Here is an 8,790-nt window from a genome sequence, read left to right on the forward strand (position 1 = left end):
CCTCCCCCCGACCCGGGCCTTGCACGTCCACCCCGCCCCAACCGCGGGCGCCCCGCCCCACGCCGGGCCGCCGAGGAGAACGCGCTAGCCGATGAACTGGATCGGCAGGTAGAACAGAGCGCCCACGAGCGCCGCGATCGGGAACGTGATGATCCACGCGATCACGATCGAGCGGGCCACGCCCCACCGGACGGCGCGCTTGCCGCCGGTCGAGCCGACGCCCATGATCGCCGAGGTGATGGTGTGGGTGGTCGAGATGGGCGCGCCGAGCAGGTAGGTGTTGGCGTACAGCACCGAGCTGGCCACGGTCTCGGCCGCGAAGCCCTGGGGCGGGCCGAGGTCGATGATCTTGCGGCCCATGGTCTTGATGATGCGCCAGCCGCCGGCGTACGTGCCCGCGGCCATGACGGCGGCGGAGACCCAGTAGACCCACTGCGGGATGTGCGTGGCGTCGTCCTGGACGCCGCCCACGTAGAGGGCGAGGACGATGACGCCGATGATCTTCGCGGCGTCCTGCATGCCGTGGCCGAGGGCCATGGCGGCCGCGGAGGCGGTCTGGGCGTGGCGGAAGCCGCGGTTGAGCTTGTCGGGGCGGCCGCGGCGGAAGAGCCAGTAGACGGCGATCATCACGAGGAAGCCGAGCGCGAAGCCCACGAGCGGAGAGATCACCGTGGGGAGCACGATCTTCTCGACGATGCCGTGCCAGAGCACCCAGACGTTGGCGTTGCCCATGATGAGCCAGCCGCCGGCCATGGTCGCGCCGACGATGCCGCCGAACAGGGAGTGCGACGAGGAGGTGGGGAGGCCGAAGTACCAGGTGATGAAGTTCCACGTGATGGCGCCGAGGAGGCCGGACATCACGATGAGGAGCCCGTCGAGGCCGGTGGGGAGGGACACGATGCCCTCGGCGACGGTCTTGGCGACCTTCGCGCCGAGGTGGGCGCCGATGAAGTTGCCGATCGCGGCCATGCCGAGCGCGACGCGGGGCTTGAGGGCGCGGGTCGAGATCGAGGTGGCGATGGCGTTCGCGGAGTCGTGGAACCCGTTGGTGTAGCCGAAGAGGAGCGCCGCGGCGATGCAGCCGAATACGGCGATGAGGACACTGTCCACGTTCAGGATTCCTTGACGTAGACCGACTCGACGACGTTGGAGACCGACTCGAAGGAGTCGCAGGCGGCCTCGAGCTCGTCGGCGACCTCTTTGAGCTTCATGACGGTGAGGGCCGGGTACTCGCCGGAGTACAGGCGCACCAGGAGCATGCGGTAAGCGCGGTCGCCGTCGTTCTCGAGGCGGTTGCACTCGACCCAGAAGTCCTTCATCGAGGCGTTGAGGCCCTTGAGCTTGGGCATGTACTCGGCGAGGAGGTCGGCCTGGGAGACGAGGACGGTGATCTGCTCGATCATCTCGCGGGGCAGGGCGGGCAGCTCGGAGAGGCCGTAGAGGTAGACGAGGTTCGCGGCGGCCTCGATGTGGTCGAGGATGTCGTCGAGCTTGCCGGCGAGGTGGTACATGTCCGTGCGGTCCATCGGGGTGACGAACGTCGAGTTGATCTTGTTGAACAGCCGGTGGGTCAGCTGGTCGTTGTCGTGCTCGACGTCGACGAGCCGCTCGGAGATCTTCTGGTAGTCGGCCGACTCGTCCCCCAGTTCGGCCAGGATCGACACGCCTCGGCGGATGTTGTCCGCCGCATCGTTGAAGAAGGCGTAGAACGTGTCGTCCTGAGGCTTCAGCGAGAACCGCACTGGGCACCCCTGCTTTCGGTCGTTTTGACTGTCCTCACTGTACCGATCGGCCCAGGGGACGGGTGGAAATCGTCACCGCGAAGTTAACATCCAGGTGAACGCGACACAAGTTCGTGAAGTCTCCTGTGTGAGACTCCACGAAAGCGCTCCAAGCTGGGGTTATGCAAAGGTTTCACTTGAATTCATCTTGCGTTCATCTTTGACTTCGGGGACGCCCGCAGAGCACCGCACTGCGGGCCTCTTGCCGGGTCGGCAAGAGGGGTTCCCAGCGCGGGCCGCGCTTAATCAATCGTTAGCGGTCTCGGCGAGGCGCCCCAGCGCGCCGACGACCGAATCGGACTTCGTCGTGTACCAGAACGGCGGCAGGGAGTCCCGCAGGAACTTCCCGTATGAGCGGCTCGTCTCCAGCCGCGAATCGAGGATCGCGACCACGCCCCGGTCCGTCGTGCGGCGGATGAGCCTTCCGGCTCCCTGCGCGAGCCGGATCGCCGCGGCCGGGACCGACACCTCGGTGAAGCCCGAGCGGCCCGCCGCGTCCGCGGCCTCCGAGCGCGCCGCCGTCAGCGGCTCGGTCGGGCGCGGGAACGGGATCCGGTCCACGACCACGAGCCTGCAGGTCATGCCCGGCACGTCGACGCCCTGCCAGAGGCTCATGACCCCGAGGAGGCATGTCGACTCCTCTTCCTTGAACCGCTTCACGAGGCTCGCGAGGGTCTCCTCGCCCTGAAGGAGGATGTCGTAGTCGGTCTGGGCGCGAAGGAGCTCGGCCGCCGCCTCGGCGGCCTTCTTCGACGAGAACAGGCCGAGCGCCGCCCCGCGGCTCGCCTCGACGAGGCGCAGCAGCTCCTTGCCCGACTCCTCGGACAGGCCGGAGGCGGTCGGGCGCGGCAGCGACGCCGCGACGTAGAGGATGCCCTGCTTGCGGTAGTCGAACGGGGAGCCGACGTCCAGTGACGACCAGTTGTGGCCGCCGCCCGCGGGCTCCTCGGACGCGGCCCGCTTCCCCGCGTCGCCGGCCGGGGCGGACAGGCCGAGGCTGCGCGCCACGATGTCGAACCGGCCGCCGAGCGTCAGCGTCGCCGAAGCGGCGATCACCGTGCGCTCCTCGTACAGCCGCTCGGTGAGCAGCCCGCCGACCGACAGCGGAGCCGCGACCAGTGTCGGGCCGTTCGGCTCGGACCAGATCACGTCGCCGGGCGACGGCGCGGCGCACCGCCCGGCGGTCGTCTGCGCTTCGCTCAACCCGGCTTTCAGCTGCTGGGTGCTCAGCTGCTTCTTCGTCTGGTCGTCGAGCGTGCCGATGATCGTCGTCGCCTTGACACAGGCGCCGTTGATCAAGTGCAGGGCCTCGGTGAGCGCCTCGGGGAGCTCACCGGGGAACCGCCGCTCCCCCGCCATGGCGAGGGCGTCGTCGAGCGCGTCGGCGGCCTGGCGCAGCTGGTCGGCGACGTCGGTGTCGATCAGCCGGCGGCCGCGCTGCGCCAGCCAGCGCAGCCGCACCGGGCTCAGCTCGCCGCGGGCGGCGGCGGTCACGCGGTCGACCAGCTCGTGGGCTTCGTCGACGATGAGCACCGAGTGGTCTGGCAGGACGGTCCGGCCGTGCATCATGTCGATCGACAGGAGGGCGTGGTTGGTGACGATGATGTCGGCCTCGCGGGCGCGCCCCCGCGCCAGTTCGGCGAAGCAGTCCGGTCCCTGCTGGCAGTTGTTCGCGCCGACGCATTCGGTCGCCGAAGTCGAGGCCTGCTTCCAGGCCCGGTCGGACACGCCGGGGTCGAGGTCGTCGCGGTCGCCCGTGTCGGTGTCGTTCGCCCAGTCGAACAGTCGCTTCACCTGCTTCGCGAAGGACGCCTGCTGCCCGGCCCATTTCAGTTCCTCGGTGCCTTCGAGGGCGCCGTCGTCCTCGTCCTCCTCGCCGGCGAGCTTGCGCTTGCAGACGTAGTTGTGGCGGCCCTTCACGAGAGCGAAGGTCGGGGTGCGGCCGAGGATCGGCGCGACGGCCTCGACCAGGCGCGGGAGGTCGACGGCGACGAGCTGGTGCTGGAGGGCGAGGGTCGCGGTCGAGACGACGACCGTCTCCCCTGCCGCGAGCGCGGCGCAGAGGTAGGCGAGGGACTTGCCGGTGCCGGTGCCCGCCTGGACGAGCAGGTGCTTGCCGGTCTCGATGGCGGCGGCGACGGCCGCGCACATCTCGCGCTGGCCTTCGCGGGCCTGGCCGTGGGGGGTGGCGGCGACGGCGGCGTCAAGGATGGCGAGGGCGTCGCGTTCGGCCTTGGTCGCGGGCTCGGTTACGGCTCTGGTGGCGGTTGCGTTGGTGCTCATGCCTCCTCGGCCGCCTGCTCGCCGGCGTCGGTGCTGTCGTCTGCGGCGGCGCCTCCGGCGCTGACTCTGACCGCTTCGGCGGTGGCGTCCTCGCCTTCGAGGCCTCGGGCCTGGGCTTCGCGGCGGGCCTCGCGGTAGCGGTTGAGGGCGCGCACGGTGCCGTTGACGATCGCGAGGATCGGGACGGCGACGAGCGCGCCGATGATGCCCCACACGAAGCCGCCTGCCGTGACGGCGAGGACGATCGCGAGTGGATGGAGTTTGACGGCGCGGCTCATCAGGAAGGGCTGCAGCAGGTTCGATTCGAGCTGCTGCACGGCGAGCACGATGCCGAGCACGATGAGCGCGGTGACGAGGCCGTTGGGGGTGCCCACGAGGGCGACGACGACGGCGACGATGCCCGAGATCGTGGCACCGATGATCGGGACGAACGCGCCGAGGAAGATCAGCGTGGTCAGCGGCAGCCACAGCGGGACCTCGAGGAGCCACAGGCCGAGGCCGATGAAGATCGCGTCGACGGCGGCGACGACCACGATGGTGCGCATGTACTGCACGAGCGTCGACCAGCCGGCGCCGCCGGCGTAGCGGAGCGGCTCGGAGGCGGTGCGCGGGAGCATCCCGGTGAGGAAGGTCCAGATCTTGCGGCCATCGCGGATGAAGAAGTAGGTGGTGAACAGGACCAGGAACAGGCCGGTGACGAAGTTGCCGAGGCCGGAGGCGGTCGAACCGGCGACGTCGAGTCCGGTTTGGACGATGGTCTGCTGGTTCTCGTTGTACCAGTTGGTGATGTTGTCCTGGATGTCGGCGACGATCTCGGCGACCTGCGCGCCGTCGAGGCCCCAGGGGCCGGATTCGAGCCAGGCCTGGGCGTCCTTGAGTCCGGTGACGATCGAGTCGTAGAAGTCGGGGATGCCGGCGATGAACTGCTGGACGACGAAGGTGAGGATCGCGCCGACGGCGGCGAGCCCGGCGACGAGCATGAGGATCGAGGCGAGGGACTTGTTCCAGCCGTGGCGGATCAGCCAGGCCGCGGGCGGCTGGAGCATGGCGGCGAGGAGGAAGGAGATCGCGACGGGGATGACCACCATGGTGACGTAGCTGAGCAGGTAGAGGACCACCGCGACCGTGACGCCGATGATGAGGATCCGCCAGGACCAGGCCGCGCCGACGGCGAGTCCGGTCGGGACGAAGCGGCGCTCGGGGTGCTCGCCGTCGCCGGACTGGTCGAGTTCGGCGGGTATGTCGCCGCCGTCCACGGGGATCTCGGGCTCGTCGGGGTCCGGTTCGGGCCGTCCGGCGAGGGCCCGCTCGGCGACCGGGTTGACGCGCATGCCGATCAGCAGTTGACGTGCCCGGGCGGTGGTGCGGCGGAATCGGCTCACGGTGTCTCCAAGGACGGTTCCTCCGAAAGGAGGTGGGTGCAACGTCAACACGTACCGTACCGGTTCGGTGCGACTCTTCCGATACAGCAGGCTGTACCGAGTGCCCGTCGGCACCACGGGGAGGGGCGGCCTGGCGGGGCGCGGCGGCGCGGGCGCGGATGTCGCACCCGCAGCGGACCCTGGGTATACGGGGGCGCGGGTTCAGCCGCACCCGACCTCGTGGGCCGGTCCTGTGACTCCCCCGCTGGCTCTGCGCCCCGCGACGCCGCTGCCGGTAAGCTGGGGCGTTGTGACCGATACACCGTTGGACTCCACGACCGGGCTGCCGGTTCGGCTCCTGCACGACCGCCTCCTCGTGCGCGAGGACGCGGACTCCGAGCGCCGCTCCGCCGCCGGGATCGTCATCCCCGCCACCGCCGCCATGGGCCGCCGCCTGCACTGGGCCGAGGCCGTCGGCGTCGGCCCGCTCGTGCGCTCCGTCGTCTCCGGCGACCGCGTCCTGTTCGACCCCGAGGACAAGGCCGAGGTCGAGATGCAGGGCCGCACTTTCATCCTCCTGCGCGAGCGGGACATCCACGCGGTCGCCGCCAAGCGCGTCGACGACGACGGCACGGGGCTCTACCTCTGATGCGCGTCGCGGTCGTCGGGCTCGGCCTCATCGGCGGCTCCGCCGCGCTCGCCCTCGCCGAGGCCGGGCACGACGTGCTGGGCTTCGACCCCGACCCGGCCACCCGCGACGCCGCCGCCGCGCGCTTCCCCGTCACCGGCGACCCGGCCGCGCTCGCCGCCACCGACCTCGCGGTCGTCGCCGCCCCGTTCCGGCACCTCGCCGCCGTCGCTTCCGAGACGCTCGACGGCTACACGGGCCTTGTCACCGACGTCTCCTCTGTGAAGGCCGAGCCCGCGCGGCTGTTCGCGCGGCATCGGTTCGTGGGCGGGCATCCCATGGCGGGCAAGGAGACCAGCGGGTTCGCCGCCGCCGAGCCGGGCCTCTTCCAGGGCCGCAAATGGGTGCTGTGCCTCGAGGCGGACACCGATCTGGGCGACTGGACGGCGCTCGCCGCGCTGTGGACGTCGATCGGCGCGCACGTCGTGCCCGCCACCGCCGCCGACCACGACCGGGCCGCCGCCCGGATCTCGCACCTGGAGCACCTGGTCGCCGCCGCGCTCGTGCGCGTTGCCGACGAGCCGCTGGCCCGCACGCTCGCGGCCGGCTCGTTCCGCGACGGCACCCGCGTGGCGGCCAGCCCGACCGCCCTGTTCACGGGGATGTGCGAAGGCAACCGGGCGGAGCTCATGGCGGCACTCGACGACCTCCGCGGCGAGCTCGACACGGCGCGGCAGGACCTCGACGCCTTCACTGATCGGCCGAAGTCAATCAGTGAATGGTTCGATCGGGCCCGCGAGCGCCGCGCGGACTGGCCTCCCGAACCCCTTGCAGCCCAACGCATCCCGCTCACGAGGGCCGCGCTCGCGGAACTCGGCGCGGTCGGCGGATGGCTCGAATCGGTCGAAAGCGAAGTCGCGCGCGCCCGGCGCCCTCGCGTAAAGTCCACTTCATGAGAAGCATCGATCGCATCGCCGACCAGTACGTAGAGGACGTCATCGCCCTGAGCCCGCTCACGGCCACGAGCATGGGCGTCCCCGGACACGACCACGAGATCGACGACCTCTCGCCCGCCGGGCTCGAGGCCGAGGCCGCCCTGACCCGCAAGGCGATCGCCGACCTCGAGGCCGCCGAGCCGGTCGACGAGCGCGAGCGCGTCGCCAAGGACGCCATCCTGGAGCGCCTGCGCCTCCAGATGGAGCGCCACGAAGCGGGCGACACCTACTTGAGCCTCAACGTCCTGGCCTCCCCTGTGCACGGTGTGCGTCAGATCTTCGACCTCATGCCCAAGGACGGCGAGGAGGCGGCGAAGAACATCGCGGCCCGCCTCGAGGCCGTCCCCACCGCGTTCGAGCAGTACACCGAGACGCTGCGCGCCGAGGCCGCCGAAGGCCGCGTGGCCGCGAAGCGGCAGGTCCTCGAGGTCGCCACGCACTGCGACAACTGGAACGGCGCCAAGGGCATCGAGACCGACTTCTGGGCGAACCTGGTCAACTCGGTGACGGTGGGCGGCGAGCCGATCAGGACCGGGCCGCTGCGCATCGCCTTGAGCGACGGTGCGACCCGCGCGCGGTACGCCGCCACCAAGTTCGCGCTGTTCCTGCGCGAGGAGCTGGCCCCGCAGGCGCCGGAGAAGGACGCGGTCGGCCGCGACCGGTACTCGCGCGCGTCGCGGTACTTCATCGGCTCCGCGATCGACCTCGAGGAGACGTACGCGTGGGGCTGGCAGGAGCTGGCCCGCATCGAGGCCGACATGCGCGCGACCGCCGCGAAGATCAAGCCGGACGCGTCGATCGAGGAGGTCGTGGCGTTCCTCGACCAGGACCCCAACGAGAACATGACCGACAAGGCCGTGTTCCGCGACTGGATGCAGGACCTCGCCGACTCCACGATCGCCGACCTCGCCGACAAGCACTTCGACATCCCCGAGCAGATCCGCACCATCGACTGCAAGATCGCGCCGACCGAGGACGGGGCGATCTACTACACCGGGCCGAGCGAGGACTTCTCCCGTCCGGGCGCCATGTGGTGGTCGGTGCCGGAGGGCCAGAAGCTGTTCGGCAAGTGGCGTGAGAAGTCCACTGTGTACCACGAGGGTGTGCCGGGCCATCACCTCCAGGTCGGCCAGACCATGGCCCGCATCGAGCTGCTCAACCGCTTCCAGCGCCAGATGATGTGGTGCTCGGGCCACGGCGAGGGCTGGGCGCTCTACTCCGAGCGGCTCATGGACGAGCTCGGCTACTACGACGAGGACCCGGCCGGGCGCCTCGGCATGCTCGACGCGCAAGCCTTCCGCGCCGCCCGCGTCGTCGTCGACATCGGCCTCCACTGCGAGTTCGCGATCCCCGAGGACAACCCGTTCGGCTGGCGGCCGGGCGAGACCTGGGACGGCGAGAAGATGTACGAGTTCATGCGCGCCCACACCCGCACCATCGAAGACGACATGCTCAACTTCGAGCGCAACCGCTACCTCGGCTGGGCCGGCCAGGCCCCGTCGTACAAGGTCGGCGAGCGCCTGTGGATGCAGGCCCGCGACGACTACAAGGCGCGCAAGGGCGCGGACTTCAGCCTCAAGCAGTTCCACACCGACGCGCTGAACCTCGGTTCGATGGGCCTCGCACCGTTCGCCGAGGCCCTCGGCCGCCTCTAGCAATACCTGTCAACTGACAGAACGGCCTCGGGCGGGCCAGTGGGGGGGCAGGGCGGTTTGACTTGTAGCCCGGGGGGGCCGGGGCCG

At 70.3% G+C, this 8,790-nt stretch carries 7 protein-coding genes; 3 read left to right on the forward strand and 4 right to left on the reverse strand.

Features of this window, described 5'->3' with window-relative positions; translation table 11 throughout:
* Window positions 1-84: 84 nt before the first annotated feature.
* From O1R50_RS24140 to O1R50_RS24155, 4 genes are all read right to left on the reverse strand, one after another.
* Window positions 85-1,110, reverse strand: a complete 1,026-nt coding sequence (locus tag O1R50_RS24140; protein ID WP_270112811.1) for an inorganic phosphate transporter — start codon at window positions 1,108-1,110, stop codon at window positions 85-87.
* 2 nt (window positions 1,111-1,112) lie between these two features.
* Entirely contained in the window at window positions 1,113-1,742 is a 630-nt protein-coding gene (locus O1R50_RS24145; protein ID WP_270112812.1) for a DUF47 domain-containing protein, read from the reverse strand.
* 285 nt (window positions 1,743-2,027) lie between these two features.
* Entirely contained in the window at window positions 2,028-4,064 is a 2,037-nt protein-coding gene (locus O1R50_RS24150; protein WP_270112813.1) for an ATP-dependent DNA helicase, read from the reverse strand.
* Complete coding sequence (locus tag O1R50_RS24155; protein ID WP_270112814.1) at window positions 4,061-5,446, reverse strand: AI-2E family transporter; 1,386 nt, start codon at window positions 5,444-5,446, stop codon at window positions 4,061-4,063. The genes O1R50_RS24150 and O1R50_RS24155 overlap by 4 nt, the downstream gene beginning before the upstream one ends.
* A 289-nt stretch (window positions 5,447-5,735) precedes the next feature.
* On the opposite strand from O1R50_RS24155, the gene O1R50_RS24160 reads away from it, so the two are divergent.
* Genes O1R50_RS24160 through O1R50_RS24170 form a run of 3 tightly spaced genes read left to right on the forward strand, consistent with a single transcriptional unit; the run spans window position 5,736 to window position 8,703 of the window.
* Window positions 5,736-6,074, forward strand: a complete 339-nt coding sequence (locus O1R50_RS24160) for a GroES family chaperonin (RefSeq protein ID WP_270112815.1) — start codon at window positions 5,736-5,738, stop codon at window positions 6,072-6,074.
* On the forward strand, window positions 6,074-7,009 hold the full coding sequence (locus tag O1R50_RS24165) for a prephenate dehydrogenase (protein ID WP_270112816.1): 936 nt from the start codon (window positions 6,074-6,076) through the stop codon (window positions 7,007-7,009). Before O1R50_RS24160 ends, O1R50_RS24165 begins: the two co-directional genes overlap by 1 nt.
* Window positions 7,006-8,703: a DUF885 domain-containing protein gene (locus tag O1R50_RS24170; protein WP_270112817.1), complete on the forward strand. Its 1,698-nt coding sequence runs from the start codon at window positions 7,006-7,008 to the stop codon at window positions 8,701-8,703. The genes O1R50_RS24165 and O1R50_RS24170 overlap by 4 nt, the downstream gene beginning before the upstream one ends.
* Window positions 8,704-8,790: the final 87 nt, after the last annotated feature.

Origin of the sequence: Glycomyces luteolus, assembly GCF_027622875.1 — a bacterium.
GTDB lineage: Bacteria > Actinomycetota > Actinomycetes > Mycobacteriales > Micromonosporaceae > Glycomyces > Glycomyces luteolus.